General features: G+C 49.4%; 16 protein-coding genes and 1 pseudogene. All 17 read right to left on the reverse strand.

The genetic code is table 11. From position 1 onward, the window contains the following. Window positions 1–90: 90 nt before the first annotated feature. Window positions 91–327, reverse strand: a complete 237-nt coding sequence (locus tag D9T21_RS22475; protein WP_123327391.1) for a DUF2835 family protein — start codon at window positions 325–327, stop codon at window positions 91–93. Further along, the gene (gene pepN / locus D9T21_RS22480) at window positions 317–2,917 is read right to left on the reverse strand and encodes an aminopeptidase N (RefSeq protein ID WP_123327392.1); all 2,601 of its coding nucleotides are present in this window, start codon (window positions 2,915–2,917) and stop codon (window positions 317–319) included. The genes D9T21_RS22475 and pepN overlap by 11 nt, the downstream gene beginning before the upstream one ends. A 20-nt stretch (window positions 2,918–2,937) precedes the next feature. Beyond that, window positions 2,938–4,401 (reverse strand): annotated as a pseudogene (gene nhaC, locus D9T21_RS22485) (Na+/H+ antiporter NhaC). A gap of 10 nt (window positions 4,402–4,411) precedes the next feature. After that, on the reverse strand, window positions 4,412–5,746 hold the full coding sequence (locus tag D9T21_RS22490; protein ID WP_123327393.1) for a sodium-dependent transporter: 1,335 nt from the start codon (window positions 5,744–5,746) through the stop codon (window positions 4,412–4,414). Window positions 5,747–5,872: 126 nt separating this feature from the next. Beyond that, entirely contained in the window at window positions 5,873–7,912 is a 2,040-nt protein-coding gene (prc, locus tag D9T21_RS22495) for a carboxy terminal-processing peptidase (protein WP_123327394.1), read from the reverse strand. Between the two features lie 4 nt (window positions 7,913–7,916). Further along, window positions 7,917–8,579: an RNA chaperone ProQ gene (proQ, locus tag D9T21_RS22500; RefSeq protein WP_123327395.1), complete on the reverse strand. Its 663-nt coding sequence runs from the start codon at window positions 8,577–8,579 to the stop codon at window positions 7,917–7,919. Window positions 8,580–8,600: 21 nt separating this feature from the next. Further along, window positions 8,601–8,885: a hypothetical protein gene (locus tag D9T21_RS22505; protein ID WP_123327396.1), complete on the reverse strand. Its 285-nt coding sequence runs from the start codon at window positions 8,883–8,885 to the stop codon at window positions 8,601–8,603. After that, on the reverse strand, window positions 8,882–9,340 hold the full coding sequence (locus D9T21_RS22510; RefSeq protein ID WP_123327397.1) for a GAF domain-containing protein: 459 nt from the start codon (window positions 9,338–9,340) through the stop codon (window positions 8,882–8,884). Before D9T21_RS22510 ends, D9T21_RS22505 begins: the two co-directional genes overlap by 4 nt. An 88-nt stretch (window positions 9,341–9,428) precedes the next feature. Next, window positions 9,429–10,106 carry an SIMPL domain-containing protein gene (locus D9T21_RS22515; protein ID WP_123327398.1) on the reverse strand — a complete coding sequence of 226 codons (678 nt, stop codon included), beginning with the start codon at window positions 10,104–10,106 and terminating at the stop codon, window positions 9,429–9,431. 79 nt (window positions 10,107–10,185) lie between these two features. Beyond that, on the reverse strand, window positions 10,186–11,415 hold the full coding sequence (locus D9T21_RS22520) for a nucleoside recognition domain-containing protein (protein WP_123327399.1): 1,230 nt from the start codon (window positions 11,413–11,415) through the stop codon (window positions 10,186–10,188). 230 nt (window positions 11,416–11,645) lie between these two features. After that, complete coding sequence (locus D9T21_RS22525) at window positions 11,646–12,767, reverse strand: pyridoxal-phosphate-dependent aminotransferase family protein (RefSeq protein WP_240622045.1); 1,122 nt, start codon at window positions 12,765–12,767, stop codon at window positions 11,646–11,648. A 544-nt stretch (window positions 12,768–13,311) separates the two neighbouring features. Then, a complete protein-coding gene (tesB, locus tag D9T21_RS22530; RefSeq protein WP_123327400.1) occupies window positions 13,312–14,178 on the reverse strand; it encodes an acyl-CoA thioesterase II in 867 nt (288 codons plus the stop codon). 49 nt (window positions 14,179–14,227) lie between these two features. Further along, window positions 14,228–16,072 carry a protein kinase domain-containing protein gene (locus D9T21_RS22535; RefSeq protein ID WP_123327401.1) on the reverse strand — a complete coding sequence of 615 codons (1,845 nt, stop codon included), beginning with the start codon at window positions 16,070–16,072 and terminating at the stop codon, window positions 14,228–14,230. After that, complete coding sequence (locus D9T21_RS22540; RefSeq protein ID WP_123327402.1) at window positions 16,069–16,926, reverse strand: 23S rRNA (adenine(2030)-N(6))-methyltransferase RlmJ; 858 nt, start codon at window positions 16,924–16,926, stop codon at window positions 16,069–16,071. Before D9T21_RS22540 ends, D9T21_RS22535 begins: the two co-directional genes overlap by 4 nt. Before the next feature lie 118 nt (window positions 16,927–17,044). Next, window positions 17,045–18,655: a dihydrolipoyllysine-residue acetyltransferase gene (locus tag D9T21_RS22545; protein ID WP_123327403.1), complete on the reverse strand. Its 1,611-nt coding sequence runs from the start codon at window positions 18,653–18,655 to the stop codon at window positions 17,045–17,047. A gap of 7 nt (window positions 18,656–18,662) precedes the next feature. Then, window positions 18,663–19,640, reverse strand: a complete 978-nt coding sequence (locus D9T21_RS22550) for an alpha-ketoacid dehydrogenase subunit beta (RefSeq protein ID WP_123327404.1) — start codon at window positions 19,638–19,640, stop codon at window positions 18,663–18,665. Further along, window positions 19,640–20,830, reverse strand: coding sequence for a thiamine pyrophosphate-dependent dehydrogenase E1 component subunit alpha (locus D9T21_RS22555; protein ID WP_123327405.1), 1,191 nt, complete (start codon window positions 20,828–20,830; stop codon window positions 19,640–19,642). The genes D9T21_RS22550 and D9T21_RS22555 overlap by 1 nt, the downstream gene beginning before the upstream one ends. Window positions 20,831–20,956 lie beyond the last annotated feature (126 nt).

A 20,956-nucleotide genomic window follows, 5' to 3' on the forward strand; every position in this document is an offset into this window, starting at 1 on the left:
ACCAGTTGAAAAAAAGCCGTGTTTTTAATCTGTTACAAAAATAGCGTCTGGTGAAAACGTTCTTAACCGCTTGATAGTTATAGTTCAAATTCAGGCGATGCGCTCAAAAGATTTAATTTTATTTTGTGCGCTAACCACGAGTCTGAAGCGGCCATAAAAACCCCGACTATCAATAAATTGGCGAATGCGGCCCGATGGTACCTGCACCCGCTCGCCAGAATCAGCGGTCAATACCACTACGGGTATCGAACCGCTGTAAAGGAGCTGACACTGGTGATATGGCTCATTTACCGAAAAAAAATACACTTTATCGGTACTATGAATCATGTCCGTAGGCCAGAGCTTTACTGACTTTTTCGTAAAGATCCTTACTTAATGAGGCATCATCAAGCAAACGGGACAGTTGCTGTCGCATCAGGGCCTGACGCGATGGCGCAAAGTGTTGCCATTGGGTTAACGGCGTGACTAACCGTGAAGCCACCTGCGGATTGGTTTTATCCAGCTCCAGCAGATAGTCGGTCAGGAATCGGTAACCACTGCCATCATCGGCATGGAAACCTGAAGTATTATAAAACGCGAAGCTACCAATCACCGCGCGAACCCGGTTAGGGTTTTGCTGGCTGAACTGCGGATGCTGTCGCAATAGCGTAAGTTGCGCCAGAATATCACTGCGATCGCAAGTGGCATGTAAACCAAACCACTTATCCAGCACCAGCGGATCGTCGCGCCAGCGTTGCTCAAACTCATTCATCAGGTTATTAAACAACACTAAATCAAACTGTTGCGCAGCTTTCAGTGCACCCAGCGTATCTGACATGTTGTCGGACCCTGAGAACTGGTTAGTAATCAACGTTTCAGCCAGTGGTAATTCTGCCAGTAGCGTGAGCACCACATTCTTACACCGCCGTGAACTAACCTGAGCCGGCTCATAGGCATAAGAGTCTGATTGATTGGTTTGGTAAATTACCAGTAACAAGTCAGACATGAACTCAGCCAAATCGTGGCTAAAGGTTTGTCTGGCTTCGTTTAAGGCATGTACATCGATATTCTCACGGGTCTGGCACAGGGTTTCAAAGCTGGGTACCACCAAACATTCACCGAGAATTTCCGGATTATCCTGGCTGGCTTCAACGGCCTCATAGAGCCCCTGCCAGATGGCCTTTTCTACCTGCTGCGGGCTGCCCTGATAATATTGCTCAATGCACCAGTTATACAGCTGCTGAATAGCATCCCAGCGGCTAAAGGCATCGTTGGCAAAACGAAAAGTATGCAGCCACTCTAACGGCGTGAGATCGGAAGTGAGCTTAACCGGCGCGGAAAAATTACCCAGTGCTACCGGCGTTATATCACTTCCTTTACCGGTAAAAGTTAATTCAGTTACCGGTTTATCCAGAATAACCAGATTATCGCGGAACATGCCGCTATCTGGTGCCACGTGCTGACCGTCAGCTGCCAGAAACTCAATTTGCAGCGGGATATACAGGTCTTGTTTTTCCGACTGATCAGCGGTTGCCAGGTTTTGCTGAGTCAGCGTTACCGTAAGTTTATCGCTGGCGGCATCATAAGCACGTTTAACCTCAACGCGAGGTGTGCCCGATTGACTGTACCAGCGGGAAAAATGCTTTAAATCAATATCGGTTGCCGACTGCATGGCTGACACAAAGTCATCACAGGTAACAGCCTGACCGTCATGACGGCGGAAATACTCATCCATCCCGGCACGAAAACCGTCTGCACCGAGCAGTGTATGCATCATTCGGATGACTTCAGCGCCCTTATCGTAAACCGTTACCGTGTAGAAGTTGTTCATTTCGATAACTTCATCCGGGCGGATGGGATGACTCATAGCACTGGCGTCCTCAGCGAACTGGTGCTCACGCATCACCCTGACCTGCTTGATACGGTTACTGAGCGGTGAGCTCATATCGCTGCTGAACTGCTGATCGCGGAATACCGTAAGGCCTTCTTTTAAGCTTAGCTGGAACCAGTCCCTGCAGGTGACACGGTTACCGGTCCAGTTATGAAAGTACTCATGGGCGATAACCGACTCTACATTAAAGAAGTCTTCATCGGTAGCAGACGCCTGATCGGCAAGTACAAACTTGCTGTTGAAAACGTTTAGCCCTTTGTTTTCCATGGCCCCCATATTAAAGAAGTCCACCGCCACAATCATGTAAATGTCGAGGTCATACTCGAGGCCAAAAACTTCTTCATCCCAACGCATGGAACGTTTTAAAGCTTCCAGGGCAAATTCGCCACGCTGGCGCTTGCCTTTATCGACAAACAGTTCGAGCGCTAACGACTTACCGCTTTGCGTAACAAAGGTATCGGTTAACTGATCAAAGCTGCCGGCTACCAGTGCAAACAGGTAGCTTGGCTTAGGAAACGGATCCTGCCATAAAATCCAATGCGTGCCGTCGGTGTTACTGCCTTGTTCAATGGGGTTACCGTTTGCCAGCATGGTTGGCAGGCTGGCTTTGTCACCAGTAATTTTAACGGTAAAACGCGCCAGTACATCGGGTCGGTCCAGGTAATAGGTGATCCGGCGGAAACCCTCAGCTTCACACTGAGTGCAATAAACGCCATTAGACAGATACAGCCCTTCCAGCGCCTTATTCTCAGACGGATTAACTTGCGTCACGATACGCAGAGTAAAGGCATCGGGCACATTATTCAGTACCAAGCCGCTATCGGTTTGCTGGTAATCACCAAAAGGTAAATCATCAATAGCAACTTCTAACAGTTGCATATGTTCGCCATCGAGCTCTAACGGCGCGTTGGCGTTACCCTGGCGCTTTACCTGCAGTTCGCTGACCACTTTGGTCGCAGTCGGGTCCAGGGTAAAGTCCAGGCTAATATCAGTAATTGTAAACTCGGGCGCGCGATAATCCTCGCGACGTTTAGCCACTAGCGTCATTGCATCTCCTAACAAGATGTTTATTTAGCTGTAGTCACGGCTTGCGGTGGCTCAAGACGGAGAATTTTAATTCCCAGATAAGCATAGATCACCGCCAGAACCGGACTGATTAAGTTAAAGAAGGCAAAGAAAATATATTCAAACGGATGCACCATTAACACGCCATGCATATAAGCACCGCAGGTATTCCAGGGAATCAGCGGTGACGTGATGGTGCCGCCGTCTTCCAGGCTACGGGATAAGTTTAGCTGATCAAGGCCACGTTTGGCGTACTCATCCTTATACATACGGCCAGGCATAACAATAGCCATGTACTGGTCAGAAGTGATCAGGTTTGTGCCGATACAGGTGAGGATCGTGCGACTCACCATGGCGCCGGCAGTTTTAGCGCCGTGTAAAATAGCGCCAACCGCACGAGTAAGTAACCCTACCCGCTCCAGAACCGCACCAAATGACATGGCGCACACAATCAGCCAGATAGTATTGAGCATGGAAGACATGCCGCCGCGGCTCAGCAGACTGTTGAGGTTGTCGTCACTGGTGTTAAAACTAACGCCGTCGAATAAGGCAGTCCAGACCACTTTAAGCGCGCCTACAGAAAATGAATCTGCGCTGTCTTTCATGGTTTGAATGACATCCGGCTGAAAAATTAGCGCCCAGACGCCGCCTAACAATGCTCCGATACCCACTGCCGGGAAAGCCGGCATTTTGCGTACCGCCAACGTCAGCAGCACAACCAACGGCACCAGCATAAAGATATTGATGTTAAAGGTATCATCCAGTAATACCTGCATCTGCTTAATTTTCTCAGCAGACTGCACACCGGATTCACTGAGGCCAATGATAACGAATAGAATCAGCGCCAGTACAAAGCTGGGAATCGTCGTCCACAGCATGTAGCGAATGTGTTCAAACAGATCGGTACCAGCCACTGCCGGAGCCAGGTTTGTGGTTTCGGATAACGGCGAAATTTTATCGCCAAAGTACGCACCGGAAATAATCGCACCAGCGGTGATTGCCGCTGACATATCCATACCAGCCGAAACGCCCATCAGTGCCACACCTACGGTAGCTGCTGTTGTCCACGAACTGCCGATACTCATTGCCACCACGGCACAGATGATACAGGTAGCCGCATAAAACATACTGGGGTTAAGCAGTTCAAGCCCATAATAAATTAAGGTAGGTACCGTACCCGCTAGCATCTAGGTGCCGATCAGTGCACCGACAACCAGCAGAATAAGACAGGCGCCCAGCGACACCGAAATGCCCTGAATAATGCCCTTTTCAATATCGTGCCATTTGTGGCCATTCTTCATACCAATAATGGCCGCCAGGCCAGTACCGATTAACAGCGAGACCTGATTGGGTCCGTAAGAGGAATTATCGGCGAACAGGTACACGGCGGTACCGAGCATCAGAATGAGTGAAATTACCGGGATAAATGCGTCTAACAGCGTCGGTTGTTTTATTTCTCTGGTCATGGTTATTTCCTTATGCAACCGAACGATAGAACATCAGCAGAATGACCAGCGGGCAAACAAACTTCACATACCATGGCCAGATTTTCCAGAATAAACGCTGCTCCATATCCGGCGCGCTTACCTTAAGCTCAGCCAGGATTTCGTTGCGTTTCCATACCCAGCCGGCAAAGATACACAGAGCAAAGCCAAGTAACGGCTGACTGTACTTAGTGGTCAGTGCGATAACAAAACCAAACAGCGTAGAGAAGTTAAAGATGATCAGTGCGCTGGCAACAAAAATAACGGTTGTTACAATCATTACTGCCTTAGGACGGGATAAATTACGGCTTTCCGACAAATAGGCCACGGGTACTTCCAGCATTGAAATAGAGCTGGTCAGGGCGGCTATTACCATAAGCGCGAAGAACACGGTGGAAACCACCACGCCAATTGGCCCGATAGTATTAAATAGCGCCGGTAAGACGGTAAAAATCAACTGGTCGCCGGCAATCAGCTCGCCGGTAGAAGAGAATATTTCCACGCCATTATTAAGCGCTACATACATCGCCGGGATAATCAGCATACCGGCAATAATGGCCACACCAATATCCACCAGGGCTACCGCGGCACCAATGGTCGGTAAATCTTCTTTCTTACTCATGTAAGAGCCATACACCAGCATGGTACCCACGCCGAGTGACATGGAGAAGAACGCCTGCCCCATGGCATCGATCAGCAGATCAGGATTAAGTACTACTGAAAAGTCCGGTACCAGATAGGCAGCCCAGCCTTCGCTGGCACCTGGCTGAAAGCTTACATAGACAATCAGTATACCCATCAGAATAAACAGGGTTGGCATGAGGCGTACAGACCAGCGCTCAATACCCGCTTTTACCCCGCCAAGAACGATATAAGACGTGAGGCTCAGAAACAGCGCACAAAAGATCAGGTTGGTGCTTAGTGAATAACTGGTAAGCCAGTCGCTGACTGCCTGAGGCGCAACTGGCCGGCTGGCCGATTCTGCAAAGAAAGCAATCATCCAGCCGCCAACAATGGCGTAAAAAGCCAGAATCAACGACACCGTAACACAGCCCCACAGGCCGGTAAGCCGCCCCAACGGGTTACTGGTGATTTGACCCAGTGAATCCACCATATTGGCCCGGTGAGCACGGCCGATAACCAGCTCTGCCATTAATACCGGATACGCCAGCGCGAACGCCAGTAACAGGTAGACCAAAACAAAAGCTGCGCCGCCATTACTGGCTACCTGGGTTGGAAAACCCCAGATATTGCCCAGTCCCACAGCCGAGCCGGCAGCTGCCAGTATAAATCCGATACGAGAAGAAAACTCACCACGAACCGCCATACACGTTGTTCCCTTTATTATTGTTTTATATATATTTTAATACTGTCGTTAGTATTTGTGATTTGTGTGTCTGATGCAATGAAAAAAGGGCTGACAGTGCTGTCAGCCCTTTAATGAAGCGAACTACTAACCGCGGGTAAGTGCGTATTTCCCCGTATTTACCATATCAAGAGTAATGTTGGCGGCTTCCGTCAGGTACGGATCCAGTTCCTCAAGCTCTTCAGGCAGGTCCTCAAGATCTTCAACAACTGGCAGTCCCATTCGGGATAAGCGTTCATTTGCACGGGTCAGTGCTTGTTGTTCGTTCTCTTTTTTCTCGGCCAGTCGCTCTGACTCAACCAGTGAAATAAAGTCTTTGTCTTTATTTTCTTTATATTTTTCGATGTCCTGCTGAATATAGCCAAACTCAGGATCCTGCATTATGCGGGCGTTGTGTTTAGCAGCCAGTACATCCAGTGCACTCTGGGTATCACCAAAGGTAGTGTAGTTAGCACGTTTGATGCTATCCCATGGCAAGGCATTTTCTTCCTGGCTTTCGCCCCACTCTGCCGGATCGATTGGCGACGGGAACGGAATGTCAGGCACGACACCTTTATGCTGCGTGCTGCCGCCATTGATACGGTAGAACTTAGCAATGGTGTACTGCACGCTGCCCAGCGGGTTTTCGTAAAGGTCGTAAATACGCCCTAACCCTTTGTGCTGTTGCACTGTACCTTTACCAAAGGTTTGCTCACCGATGATCAACGCACGGTTATAATCCTGCATGGCAGCGGCAAAGATTTCTGATGCCGAAGCACTGTAGCGGTCAACCAGCACAGTGAGTGGGCCCTGATAGGCCACTTTACCGTCGGTATCCTGATTTACGCTCATGCGGCCGCCTTCATAGCGGATCTGCACAACCGGCCCCTGTTCAATAAACAGGCCGGAAACCAGCGTGGCTTCTGATAAAGAACCACCGCCGTTACCACGTAAATCAACAATAATCGCTTTAACTTCTTCCGACTTCAGCGCATTAATTTCCTTTAATACGTCAACGTGGAGATTGTTATAGAAGCTCGGGATTGAGATAACGCCTACCTTTTCATTCTGATGCGGGCCTGAGTCAGGCACAAACACTTCAGATTTAGCAGCACGATCTTCCAGTTTAATTTTGTCACGGATTAAGGTTATCACCGACACCGTTGTACTTTCGGTTGCGCCTTTTTGCACCTGCAGGCGCACTTCACTGCCTTTCGGGCCTTTGATCAGCTCAACCACGTCATCCAGACGCCAGCCAATGACATCCACAAATTCTTCGTCTTCCTGAGCGACACCGATAATTTTATCTTCCGGCTTGATCGCCTTGGACTTATCAGCCGGACCACCCGGAACGATGCTCTTAATAACGGTAAAGTCATCTTCGCTCTGTAATACTGCACCAATACCCTCCAGCGACAGGTTCATGTCCATCTGGAAGCGCTCGGCGTTACGTGGCGATAAATAACTGGTGTGCGCTTCGATGCTTCGGGCAAATGAGTTCATTACCGTTTGGAACACGTCTTCGCTTTGAGTTTGTTTAAGACGCTTAATGGCTCGCTCGTAACGCTTGGTAAGCAACTCTTTGATCTTATCCTGCTCTTTACCAGCCAGCTTAAGGTTTAGCGCATCGTACTTAACGCGCTGACGCCATAACTCATCAAGCTCATCCTGATCCACGGGCCAGGCAGCCTCTTCACGGTCGTAATAAAACTTATCGCCTTCTTTCTCGAAGTTAAACTCGCCGTCGAGCAGCGTTAAGGCATATTCATAGCGACCAATGCGTGATTCGAGGTTGCGATTAAACATGTCATAAGCCACTTGCAGGTTTCCGCGCAGAATGGCTTCGTCAAATTCATCCCGATGCTTGTTAAATTCAGCAATATCGGACGCTAAAAAGATATTTCGATTTCCGTCGAGAGATTTGAGATAGCGGTCGTACACTTTCTCAGATAACGAATCATCCAGTTTGATCAGTTTGTAATGTTCACGGGTGAACAGCGTACTGATGCGCTTTGCCGCAGAGGAATGCTGCGGCTCTTGCTGGAGAATGGGCAGATCTTCGACACTATTGCCAGATGTAACCGCACCGGCTCCTACGCTTAACGCAAGAATTGCACTGGCAACGGAAATGCGAAGTATATCTTTCATATTACTACCTCTTGGAACGTGCTAAACGCAGTGTTTGCGGATTAACCTTTACTACCATCCCCGTATCCAGTTGAACATGTACACCGTCTTTTGCTACTTCGGTAATTACCGCGTGCATTGGTGCCTTGCCTAGTTTTACCGTAACTGATGTACCAACGGTTAAATCGGCATCAGACAGCTTGGCCGGGGGCGTCTTAATTGGTCTGCTATTTTTCGATTTAGTTCCGTTATTATAGCGTCCGGCAGGAGATTTACCCGCTTTCTCACCGCTATTCGCCGCAGATGAACGGCCATCTTTCTTACGATTTGCCTGTACTGCCTGCTTACGTTTTTCAGCAGCCTTGGCTTTGCTCTCGTCCAGTTGCTTTTTGGCGTGCTCTTCGTGTTCTTCTTCTATCGCCGCATCCTGATTTCCGTCCAGATCAACGCGAAAGTTCCCTTTCTTGATGCTGTACAAATAGCGCCAGCTATTTGTGTAATGGCGTAAGCTCGAGCGCAGCAGCGTTTTACTAACGCGTTCCTCTTCGGCGAGGCGCTCGGCAAGATCCTGAAAAATGCCAATTTTAAGGGGTTTGGCTTCACCTTCTAAGGTAAAGCAATTAGGAAATGTCTCGGCAAGAAAGGCAATAACCTCTTTGCTGTTACTAAACTTCTGTGATGATTCCATCAATGTCAATGTGTGTCAGTGTTAATCCAGATTGTTTGCATCATCCCAAGTTGCTAAGAGATGGTCAACCCAATCAAGCAAATCATCATCATTTACGTACAATAAATTGTCATCCTGATGCCAAATTGACCAGGTATGGGCCAATAATTTTTCTAAACGCTCGATTTCGATGTCTTCTTCGGCGCGATCATAAACCATGTGTAACACGGTATTGAGACGTTCTGCGGCCTCATCAGGATCCTCAAACACATCTTCCATATCTTGCCAGGTGGCCAGAACCACCTGAATATCTACCATGTGCTTCATGATAATTCCGCCACCAGAGCATCCACAATGGCCACCAAACCGGCTTCGTCTTCGGCACTAAAGCGGGACAGTTTTGGACTATCAATATCCAGTACACCAACCAGCTCGTCGTTTACCACAATCGGGATAACAATTTCTGATTCTGACGCGGCGTCACAGGCAATATGCCCGGGAAACGCGTGAACATCGTCGATACGCTGGATGGTATTGGATTGCGCTGCCGTGCCGCATACGCCTTTGCCCATCGGAATGCGAATACAGGCTGGCAGCCCCTGAAACGGGCCCAGTATTAACTGCTCTTCTTTATAAAGATAAAAGCCGGCCCAGTTAACGTCTTCCAGATTGTGATAAATCAACGCGCTTAAATTAGCCAGGTTGGCAATTAAATCAGGTTCGCCGGCAATCAGGCTTTTCGCCTGTTCAATTAATTGAGGGTAAATGCTACTGTCGTTCAAACTATAATTCTCAATTGAAAAGTTACAAGACCGGCAGAGTGTAGCAGTTCCCTCAATAAAGGTTAATCGGTGAAAATCGCCCTGGTGATTAATTCTCAATAGCGAAGGTAACGTTCACCGAAGCTGAGGTATCAGTCTGGCCGGGTAGACTGAAAGCATCTTCCTGTTGAACACGCATTCTTACCCCAACCGGTGGCTGGTTATAAGACATGGATTCGCTAATCGAAATGACCCCGGCGATAGTTACGCCCATTTGTTTAGCGATAAGGCTGGCGCGGTCTTTGGCGTCTTCCACCGCGGCAATTAGTGCCTCGCGATAGACCTTTTCGGGATTGGAGTTAATAAACTCAAACTGATCAATGCGGTTAATGCCGCGCTTCATAGCCCCATCGAGCACAATATCGTAGTTTTGCAATTGATTTGAGGTTACGCGTACCTGCCTACTCAGTATAAACCCCTTATGTTCTCTGCCATTAGGTGTGTGTTCATACCACGGGGATAAATTGACTGACATTGACTGTATGTGCTGTTCCGCAACGCCCTGAGACAATAAAAAGCTCACTACGGCTTTAAGTTTGGCGTTGGCCTGCTCGTTAAGCTTGCTCACTACCGCACCACGCTCTTCAATGACCATGGTCAGGGTATAAGCATCTGGCGCCGCCGCAACAATCCCCTGGCCAGACACCTGTAACGTTTTTTCGTCTGCCTGAGAATGAAAACTTAACGCCAGACCCAGCGCAGCAAATGCAATGACTTTCCAATTCATAAAACAACTCCAGTTATAAGACTTGCGCAGTATGGCAACAAAAGACTTAACCTAACCTGAACTTCTCTGCAGATTGCTATTAGCCAAAGAACCAGTAACTCACCACAATTGCGGTGGCAATACCGGCCACGTCGGCTGCCAGACAACAGGCTACGGCATAGCGTGAGTGTTTAATGCCTACTGCGCCCAAATACACAGCCAGCACATAAAACGTGGTTTCGGTAGAGCCCTGCATCACCGACGATAAACGCCCGGCAAAGGAGTCTGCGCCATGGTGCTGCATAGTTTCAATCATCAGTGCCCGGGCACCACTGCCACTGAGCGGTTTCATTAATGCGGTGGGTAACGCATCCACAAAGCGCGGATCAAAGCCCATCCACCCTGCTGCGGTAGCAATCATCTGGACCAGGATATCCATTACCCCACTGGCGCGTAACATGCCAATAGCGACTAACATCGCTAGCAGAAAAGGAATGAGAGATACCGCTACTTCAAAGCCTTTTTTGGCGCCATCAACAAATTGCTCATAGGTGTTATTGCCTACCCGCCAGCCGGAAATAAGCACACCGACCACAAAGGCAAACAGCAAGCTGTTTGCCACAATAGCTGACTGACTGGCCAGCTCAGAGGCGGCCAACTGGGCAAAATATAAAATTACCGCCGCCAGTAAGCCAAACACACCCACCAGATACAGCAGCACCACACGATTAAACAGGTTAATACGCTGAACCAGGCAGGTAACAATCAACCCTGCCAGCGTTGATGCACTGGTGGCCAGTAAAATAGGAATAAACACATCTGTGGGCTGGGCCGCGCCCTGCTCGCCACGGTACAGGAATACCGCGATGGGAAATAAAGTGACTGACGAGGTATTGAGCACCAGAAACAGGATCTGGCTGTTGGTGAGGGTATCTTTTTTAGGCGCCAGGGTTTGCATATCCTGCATGGCCTTAATACCAAACGGCGTTGCCGCATTATCCAGGCCAAGCAGGTTGGCCGACATATTCATGGTAATACTGCCCAGCGCCGGATGGTCGCGGGGAATGTCGGGCATGATGCGGCATAAAAACGGTGCCAGTACCCTGGAAAACTTTTTGATTAAGCCGGATTTTTCAGCCACTTCAAATATGCCCAGCCAGAAAGCCAGTACGCCTATCAGGCCAATGGCAATCTCTACACTCAGCGTGGCCATGCCGCTTACCGCATTCATTACATCCTGAAAGCCGCCAGGGTTTTCGCCCCACAGAGCCTGATATAAGGTCGCCAGAAATGCGCTGACAATAAAGATAAGCCAAATTCGATGCAGCATAGATGATTAACCTGAATAATGAGTAAACAATAGGCGGACAGGTTAAACCGAAAGACAGGAAAGCAGAGATAGCAGATTAACGCACTGTCGTTCTCACCTTCCCGGGTGTTACCTGACACGACAGTTTGAGATAGTAGCGTTAAAGGCTGGCAATTAACAATTTTTTATTTTGCCAGCCTTCAAACTCAGGAATTTTTTAGTCGCTCTGCAGACAACCTCTTAAAGCGGTATTATTTTAATACCGTCTTTAATGCCGCCAGACAAAAGTCGACGTTTTTGTCGGTACAGGCGGCGCCCATCAGACCAATTCGCCATACTTTGCCGGCAAAGGCACCCAGGCCTGCACCAATTTCCAGATTAAAATCATTTAACAGGCGGCCACGGACCTCAGCATCGTCTACTCCCTCAGGAATACGAACTACGTTTAACTGTGGTAAGCGGTAGGCTTTATCAACGGCCATTTCAATACCCAGTTTCTCAAGGCCGGCTACCAGCTTGTTATGCAGGGTTGCATGGCGTTGCCAGGCGTTCTCGAGACCTTCTTCGTGCAACATAACCAAAGATTCATGCAGTGCATAAATACTGTTTACCGGTGCAGTATGGTGATAAGCACGTTTTCCGCCCTGGCCCCAGTAACCAACAATCAGGTTCATATCCAGAAACCAGCTTTGCACCGGCGTTTTACGGCCTTTAATCACCTCAAGGGCCTTATCGCTGAATGAAACCGGCGAAATGCCCGGTACACAACTTAAGCATTTTTGCGAACCGGAGTAGATCGCATCAATTTGCCAGTCATCAACGGCCAGCTCGATGCCGCCCAGCGACGTAACCGCATCAACAATAGTCAGGCAATCGTACTGACGGGCTAGTGCACACATTTTCTCGGCGTCATTGCGCACACCGGTAGAGGTTTCGGCGTGAACAAAAGCTACGATTTTGGCTTCCGGGTGAGCTTTTAACGCGTCTTCGAGCTTATTGAGATCGGTTTGCGTGCCCCAGTCGTCTTCAACTACCACAGCGGTGGCACCACTACGCACCACGTTTTCGCGCATACGCATGCCAAACACGCCGTTGATGCACACGATAACCGTGTCGCCCGGCTCAATAAGGTTAACAAACGCCGCTTCCATCCCGGCCGAGCCTGGTGCGGATATCGGCATAGTTAACGCGTTTTCCGTTTTAAAGGCGTACTGCAGTAACTCTTTGGTTTCATCCATCAAACCAATAAAATCAGGATCGAGGTGACCCACGGTACTGCGAGCCATGGCATTTAACACACGAGGACTCACGTCAGACGGACCCGGGCCCATTAACGTACGTTGTGGCGGAATATGACTGCTGTATGATTTCATTGATGATACCTGCTCAGTAAAGAAAACCTATGGGCGCTATTCTGGCAATTCGGTTACCAAACCACAATCGCAGTTTCGAGCGATTAGCTGATTATCATTATTCATACAGTGAATAGAAAAGCTAGCATATGATACACGTAAGTATATAGAACATTTTTAATACACATAACCTGTGGATAAATATTGCACAAACTGGTTATATTTTGTGCATTCGCTGTCAATTAAGTGTTCAATGACTGGCGTAAAGTACTGGTTAGTATCTATAATTGATTAAAAATGGGACAGAACAAAAAAATTGTTTATAAATTGAACGATTTTGAGCTATGATTACAAATCTACAAAGACGATTTGTTCACTTCTCCCTTTGTAAAAGTTAGCGCACGGCTCAGCAATGAGCCATTCCCCTAGGCCCGGAGCTTTTTAAGTTCTGGGCATTTTTTATGGGCGAAGAAAAATTTGTCGGTGAACTACTGCCAGCGCCGTTAGCGCCAGCAGTTTGTCGAGTCATTCAATCATGCCTTGAGAACGGCAAAGAATTATGGGATCAGTCGGTGATCCGCATCAGGCCTTCCTGCATGGTAGACGCCACCAGTTCACCCTGCTGGTTAAACAGCTGACCCCGTACCAGGCCTCTGGCGCCCCCACTGGCAGGGCTCTCCATCGAATAAAGTAACCATTCGTTCATGTTAATCGGGCGATGGAACCACATGGCGTGGTCGATAGTGGCAATCGCCAGGTTACGGTCGGTAATTTGCACGCCATGGGGCTGCAGCGACGTACTTAAGAAGTGATAGTCGCTGGCATAGGACAGGGCTGCCTGATGCATGGCCTGTGAATCGCCAAGGTCTTCGTTTGCCCGTAACCAGGTATACCGCTCTGGCTTATCATTTTTTGACGTAAATGAACGCACAGCATCGACGGTACGAATATCAATGGGGCGATGGTAGCTCAGCGCTTCACGCATTCTGCGGCCGATATTCTCATAGTTACGCTCGTACATTCTGATGTCAGGTTCCACCTCTTCCGGTGCAGGCACATCAGGCATCTGAGCATACTGATGCTGCATGCCCTCTTCCGGTTGCTGAAATGAAGCTGTCATGTAAAAGATGTTGCGGCCATTCTGAATGGCTTTTACCCGCCGGGCAGAAAAGCTTTTACCATCCCTCACGATTTCAACGTCGTAAACGACCGGCTGCTTGGCATCACCGGGTAATAAAAAGTAGCTGTGAAAAGAATGTGCAACGCGGCCCTCCGGCACGCTTGCCCACGCCGCCTTTAATGCCTGACCTAACACCTGGCCACCAAATAAGGCACGAAAGCCCAGATCCCAGCTCTGGCCACGATAAAGTCCCTTTTCCAGGGTTTCTAATTCCAGTAAAGAGGCAACTTTAACTTCGTTTTGCTGTTCCAAGAGTAACTCCCAATAGATAAACAGATAGGTTCACTGCCAATAAGACTGACTACCGCGTTCGGGGATTGCGAGGATAAAACTTGTCGGCACACTTTGCCCGGTGCTCAAAAAAACGCGTGTCTTTGTAAGGTAACTTCATAAAACCACAGGTGCCTTCACCTGTAAGTAGTGGCAGTGAATTAATGATTTCGTTCAGTAACGCATTAAACTCATTTTCCTTCGTATGATCAAGTAAACGATAGTAACTATGAATTTTTAAGTGCTTCTCAAGCGCCTCGAAAATGATACAGCCAGTATGATGAATGGCATTCAGCGCTTTAATGGCCTGCATAATTTGTGGCGGTAAAGCGAGGAACTCGTCCGGATCATCACCATCCTCAAAGTACGAATGCACCCGGCTTTCAGAAGTACTGAGTGAAACACTGGATTTTTCATACGGGATAACGGTAGCGGCACCGGCCACAAACGGCGCTTCAATTTGTTCACGCTCAATATGCAGGGTGTTTTTGGCATCAAACAGGCAGCATTTAAATACCCCTTGGCGGTGAATGGCCCGGGCCAAAGTAACCACGGTATTGACGGCATGCTTAAAAGCCTGCTCCCTGGCCGGATCCTGTAGATTCAGGCTGGAATCAATGTATACGCCTTCCGGTTGCCAGTGAATAACCAGACCGCCTACCACCGGATAACGGGCCAGACGGCTGACCGCCGCTAAAAAACCTTTTTCGGTGGCGCCCATGCCATCCAGGTAGTTTTTGTAATACCGCTCAAACTGGGCGTCATTTAAATAGCTTAACTGGCTGAGCTCATCCGACTGCTGCTCGCTAAGATCGTTTTGCTGGCGTAAAAACGACTTGCGGGAACTATATACCACCGATTCGATATTCTTGCGCTCTTTGGCTACCCACACCGGTAACAGGGATTCGTAGCGCTCCACGCTATCATTAGCAAACACCAGGTTTTCCAGCAATTTAAGGTGCGACAGCAAATAGTCACCACCACTGTGCTGTTCTGAAACGCTGTCGCTGAGCATATAGGTAAGAATGTCAGACAGTATTTTGGGTAATCCCAGCGAGGATGGCGGGATCACCTGATGGGCAAACCGCGCCGACTGGCCGGAAGCCAGTGCATACAGAGTGCCAGCCAGCCCCTGCTCGTCAAAGCGTGGGCTTGAGCGCTCACCATTAAGCTGCGCATCGCCAATAAAGTAGATATCCCCCAACCTGGCATTGGTTTGCTGTATATCTCCCGACATTAAATCAAGCACATTGTTTTGCACCGGCTGCAGGTGTTCATCAAGCTGTGCGTACACACTGGAGCCCCAGTCGATAAGGCTCAGGCGTTCGTTGTTTTCATCCCATACCAGGTTGGAAGGTTTAATGTCGCCATGTACGATAGGCCGGTGACCGCCGTCGAGCTCAAACTGGCGTAAATACAGCAGGATTTCACCCAGTTGCACGGCCATCTTTACAATCAGTCGCGGCCCTACAGGCCCTTCGCGTAAACTGTATTGCTCAAGGTCGATGCCCGGCGCCCGTTCCATCATCAGAATGGATTGCCTGCCCCGTTGGTAAAACTCTTTCACTGCCGGAATATGCGAGTGGCTGAGCAGCCCCTGCATAAACGCTTCTTCCTCGAGGCGGTCCTGCATGCTCACGGGCAGTGTTATGCGGGTGAATTTAAATACCAGCTCTGCACCGGCGTGATCGCGCCCGCCAAAGGCAAAGCCATAAGCGCCTTTGCCAATCAGGCTGATATCGGTAAAACCCAGGCTTTCGAGCTGCGCGATACACAGCGCAATCCAGTCTTTAAGCTTTTTGGCATCCGCATGAGAAAGCAGATACACCGACTGCTCCTCAGGAATATAAAAGTGGCGGATGCCTTTTCTGGTCATGACTCGGTGTGATTAAGCCAAACCACGTTGTGCTGGCATTGCGTGCCTAAACGTGGGCAAAGTTCAGTCAGGCTATTGGTTAAAATGGTGTCGATTTGCCAGGCCGGGTTAATAAAGCACACGCCGGAACCATACATGCCGGTATCGGCGTCTTTATCCTGGGCCAGCAGTTCTACCTGCAATACATTGTGATTAAGCCTGGAAAGGGTCTGGCACATGGCTTCAGATTCCCCCGTCTTATCGCCGGCACGGGCCGACAACAACGGATACCAAATCAGAATTTGCGCCTGAGGCCAGCGTTTTAAGCACTCTTTTACCGCGTTGATCACGGCCTGATATTCGCTGCGTGACTCATAGGGCGGATCGATAAGCACCGCGCCACGGTTAGGCTTAGGCGGCGATAAAGCGACCAGGCCTTCCAGGCCGTCACGAAAGTGACTATGAATCTGCCCCTGCCCTTTATGGCGTTTAAGCACCCCTTTTAAATTTGCAAATTCGCCGGGGTGTAATTCCATCACGTGCAAAGCATCGTTGGCTCGCAGTAAATCCGCAGCCAGTACCGGTGACCCCGGGTACTCATTGTTATTGCGATATAACGCCAGCGCGGCCAGATAATCGACGAGCAGCGGATCCTGCGGTGAAAACTGATCCAGCTTCACAACGCCGTCTTTGTACTCACCGGTTTTATTGGCCTGTTCAGAGTCTAGACTGTAACAGCCCGAGCCGCCGTGGGTATCAATCAGGTTAAACGGCTTGTTTTTCTGCTTCAGGCGATTAATAACGGCCTGCCAGCAGAGATGTTTGAGTATGTCGGCATGATTACCGGCGTGATAACCGTGTTGGTAACTCAGCAAAATAGTGCTCTCTCTTGAAACCTGTTATCAGGATCTCCGAACCCTGGATGCAGGCGAAACTTGCGCGAATCGCGCAAGTTTATCGCCCGCGGCACCAAGATACCAGTGTCGCAGTGGGTTAACGTAATTTGCTTAACATTTTGAGCGGATTGGACAGATAATCCAGCCATACATTATTAAACCGTACCATGGTAGCGCCGTCGATAACCCGGTGGTCGGCCGACCAGCTTACCTGCATCACAGACTGACTGATAACCTGTTGCTGGTCATCAAATCGCGGCAACTGCTGTATTTTACCCAGCGCCACAATGGCCAGTTCAGGGTAATTAATAATCGGTGTGGCGGTCGTGCCGCCCAGTACACCCACATTGGAAATGCTAATCGTACCGCCTTTCAGGTCACTACTACTCACTTTACCCTGCTTGGCATCGGTAACAATGCGCTGCATGGCCTCCGCGATTTCCAGCACACTCAGGTTCTGCACCTGTTTAATGTTTGGTACCAGTAAACCGGCACTACTATCTACCGCAAAACCAATATTGTGGTCGTCAAAGTAGGTCATGGCGTTGCCATCCTCACTGAGACGGGCATTAAACTGCGAAAATTCCGTTAAGCATAACGACAAGGCCTTAATGAAAAACGGCATAAAGGTCAGCTTAATATCCGCATCGGCAAACTGTGCCTTTAACGACCCTTTAAGCGCAATGAGCGGATCCATCACCAGCTCATCCGACACGGTAAAATGCGGAATAGTGCTCACCGAGCGAACCATCTGTTTCGCCATGGCTTTTTGCACCGGCGTTAACGGCACGGTGCGGCTTGCCTGCTCTGCGGCCACGGTATTTTCTGCCTGAGAAGTGGTTTGCGCCGAACTCTGCTGACCTTGTTGCAGCGCATTAAGTACATCCTGTTTCAGTACCCGACCTTTTTTACCGGTTGGGGTAATGTCCTGCAGGGCAAGGTTATTCTCTTTAGCCAGGCGGCGAACTGCCGGACTGGCCGGCACCTTACCTTCAATCACTTTGGGTGGCTCGAACCCACCTTCCTGAAAACCGGTGGGTACCGTTTTGCCCGGAGCTGGCGGTGATGCCTGCACAGTGGTTTCATTACTGGCGGTGGTTGCGCCTGAACTCCCCCCGGCACCTTCTTGCTCGACCGATAAATCAAATAAAGGCTCATGCACTTTGGCAATCTGCCCGACCTCGTGATAACGCTTAACGAGCGTACCGGCATGCTTAGCGGGAATTTCCACCACGGCTTTATCGGTCATCACTTCAACAACCACCTCATCCTCGGCGACAAACTCGCCGGCATCGATGTGCCATTTTACGATTTCACATTCGACAATACCTTCACCGATATCAGGCAGAATAAATGTTTCGACGGCGCTGCCTGCGTTGTCGGCTGGCTGCATTTCGCTCACCTTCTCAGGCGTTTTCTCAGGTACTTGAGGTGCATCCGGCTTTTGTTGCTGCGAAGCCCCGCTATCGTCATTTGCAGGCTTGAGTTCAAATAAAGGCGCGTGCACCTTGGCAATATCGCCGGGTTTATAATACAACCGGGTAATAACGCCACTGTGAATAGCAGGAATTTGTACCGTGGCTTTATCGGTCATCACCTCTGCCACCGGCTGGTCTTCTTCTACCGTATCACCTTCACTGACCAGCCATTCGAGTAGTTCGCACTCGACCACGCCTTCGCCAATATCAGGTAAAATAAAATCTGTCATAGTTACCTCAATAATTCAGCATGCGTTTAAGGGCTTCGTAGGTCTTGTATTCGTCTGGCATGTATTCTTTTTCATGGGCCAGCGGATACGGCGTATCCAGACCGCACACCCGGGTAACCGGCGCTTCCAGATATAAGAAACACTGCTCCTGAATATGCGCGGCAATTTCGCTGCCGAAGCCCGAAGTCACCGGCGCTTCGTGGTTGATCAGCAAACGGCCGGTTTTCATTACCGATTCGGCAACGGTTTGTGCATCCCAGGGTAAAATACTGCGTAAGTCGATAATTTCGCAGGACACTCCGTCTTCCAGCGCCATGGCGGCCGCTTTCTGGATAATTTCAACCTGAGCGCCCCAGGCCAGCAAGGTAATATCGGTACCTTCCTGAATAACCTCGGCTTTGCCCAGGCCAATAGAATAATCTTCTTCCGGCACCTCGCACACCGACGCACGATAGAGTCGTTTGGGCTCCATGAATAACACCGGGTTGTCATCACGGATAGCGCCCAGCAGCAGGCCTTTAGCCTGATACGGGTCGCGAGGCACCACAACCTTCAGGCCAGGAATATGACTAAAAAATGCCTCCGGTGACTGGGAATGATAATGACCACCGGCTATACCGCCGCCATAGGGCGTTCTGATGGTGAGTGAACCACAAGAAAACTGACCGCCGGACCGATAGCGAAACTTCGCGGTTTCATTGACGATCTGGTCAAAGGCCGGAAAGATATAGTCACCAAACTGGATTTCGGCCACCGGCACACTGCCCTGGGCGGCCAGGCCGTTAGCAAAACCAATGATGCCCTGTTCGGTAAGCGGTGTATTAAAACAGCGGGCTTTACCAAATTTTTCCTGCAAATGACTGGTAGCACGGAATACGCCACCAAAATGGCCCACGTCTTCACCGAATACCACGACCTTTTCGTCTTCAGTCATGGCAGTGATCAGGGCCTGATTAATTGCCTGAAGTAAATTTAACTTTGCCATTACTTACCTACCTCGCCCGATGTTTTAGGATATTTATCCGGGTAGCGTTTAATATGCTCCAGTAATGCTTCCCGCTGTGCTTTAAGGTGCCATGGCACTTCGCTGTAGACATCTTCCACAATATCGCTAATCGGATTTACCGGGACTTTTTCAGCCGTTTTAAGTGCGTCCAGAATGTCGCTGCGTACTTCTTTAAGATACTGTTCGGTGTCTTCTTCCTTAAGCCAGCCTTTATTGAGTAACCACACTTTAAAGCGCTCTATGGGATCCTTCAGGCGCCACTTTTCTTCTTCTTTTTTCGAGCGGTAACCGCTAGGGTCGTCTGAGGTAGAATGGGCAGCCAAACGGTAGGTCATAGCCTCAATCAATACCGGTTGCGAAGCTGACAAGGCAAGCTCACGAGCTTTAATCGTGGCGCTATAAACGGCGAGCGGATCGTTGCCGTCTACCCGGATAGTGCGCACGCCATAGCCAATCCCCCGCGATGCAATACCGTCGCCGGCGAACTGCTCTTCAGCAGGCGTAGATATGGCATAACCGTTATTACGGCAGAAAAAGATCACCGGGCAATTGAGCACTGCTGCCATATTAAGGCCGGCATGGAAATCACCTTCAGAGGCGGCCCCTTCGCCGAAATAGCAAATTGTCAGGGCATCATTACCCGCCAGTTTCTGCCCATAGGCATAGCCTGCTGCCTGCGGTATTTGTGTACCCAGCGGCGACGAAATGGTCATAAAGTTAAGCGCTTTATCGCCATAGTGGATAGGCATCTGACGCCCTTTGTTAGGGTCCAGGCGATTGGAAAACATCTGATTCATAAACTGTGCGGAGGTATAACCGCGAAACGCCAAAGCGCCCTGCTCGCGATACTGACTCATGATCATGTCATCTGCCGATAGCGCTGCAGCACTGCCTACTACTGCGGCTTCCTCACCGGTACTGGCCAGATAAAAACTGATCCGGCCCTGGCGCTGAGCAGCGACCATGCGCTCATCCAGCATGCGGGTGTAGAGCATGGTGTGATACATTTTAACGGCCAGTTGCTGATCAATTTCTGGCTCTTTGGCTTGAGGATAAACCGTACCGTCTGCATCCAGAATGGCCAGCATCGGAATATCCAGTAACCCATTTTCTATTATCCTGACCTCATGTGTCATCGACACATTGCCCAGGTGATTTCTGTCGTTCATAGGGTTCCTCTAAAACGCCTTATTGTTTGTGTACACTCTAGTGCAACCGAGGCAGGAGCGTCCTGCCAAATTAACAATATGTTTACGTTTTATTAAATTAAACATCCTAATTGGATCACAAAAATT

It is taken from the genome of Marisediminitalea oceani, assembly GCF_003731635.1.
Taxonomy (GTDB): domain Bacteria; phylum Pseudomonadota; class Gammaproteobacteria; order Enterobacterales; family Alteromonadaceae; genus Alteromonas; species Alteromonas oceani.

Coding starts and splice junctions, on each gene's coding strand:
- D9T21_RS22475 (WP_123327391.1), bottom strand. CDS start 327: ATGATTCATAGTACCGATAAAGTGTATTTTTTTTCGGTAAATGAGCCA.
- pepN (WP_123327392.1), bottom strand. CDS start 2,917: ATGACGCTAGTGGCTAAACGTCGCGAGGATTATCGCGCGCCCGAGTTT.
- D9T21_RS22490 (WP_123327393.1), bottom strand. CDS start 5,746: ATGGCGGTTCGTGGTGAGTTTTCTTCTCGTATCGGATTTATACTGGCA.
- prc (WP_123327394.1), bottom strand. CDS start 7,912: ATGAAAGATATACTTCGCATTTCCGTTGCCAGTGCAATTCTTGCGTTA.
- proQ (WP_123327395.1), bottom strand. CDS start 8,579: ATGGAATCATCACAGAAGTTTAGTAACAGCAAAGAGGTTATTGCCTTT.
- D9T21_RS22505 (WP_123327396.1), bottom strand. CDS start 8,885: ATGAAGCACATGGTAGATATTCAGGTGGTTCTGGCCACCTGGCAAGAT.
- D9T21_RS22515 (WP_123327398.1), bottom strand. CDS start 10,106: ATGAATTGGAAAGTCATTGCATTTGCTGCGCTGGGTCTGGCGTTAAGT.
- D9T21_RS22520 (WP_123327399.1), bottom strand. CDS start 11,415: ATGCTGCATCGAATTTGGCTTATCTTTATTGTCAGCGCATTTCTGGCG.
- D9T21_RS22525 (WP_240622045.1), bottom strand. CDS start 12,767: ATGAAATCATACAGCAGTCATATTCCGCCACAACGTACGTTAATGGGC.
- D9T21_RS22535 (WP_123327401.1), bottom strand. CDS start 16,072: ATGACCAGAAAAGGCATCCGCCACTTTTATATTCCTGAGGAGCAGTCG.
- D9T21_RS22545 (WP_123327403.1), bottom strand. CDS start 18,655: ATGACAGATTTTATTTTACCTGATATTGGCGAAGGCGTGGTCGAGTGC.
- D9T21_RS22550 (WP_123327404.1), bottom strand. CDS start 19,640: ATGGCAAAGTTAAATTTACTTCAGGCAATTAATCAGGCCCTGATCACT.
- D9T21_RS22555 (WP_123327405.1), bottom strand. CDS start 20,830: ATGAACGACAGAAATCACCTGGGCAATGTGTCGATGACACATGAGGTC.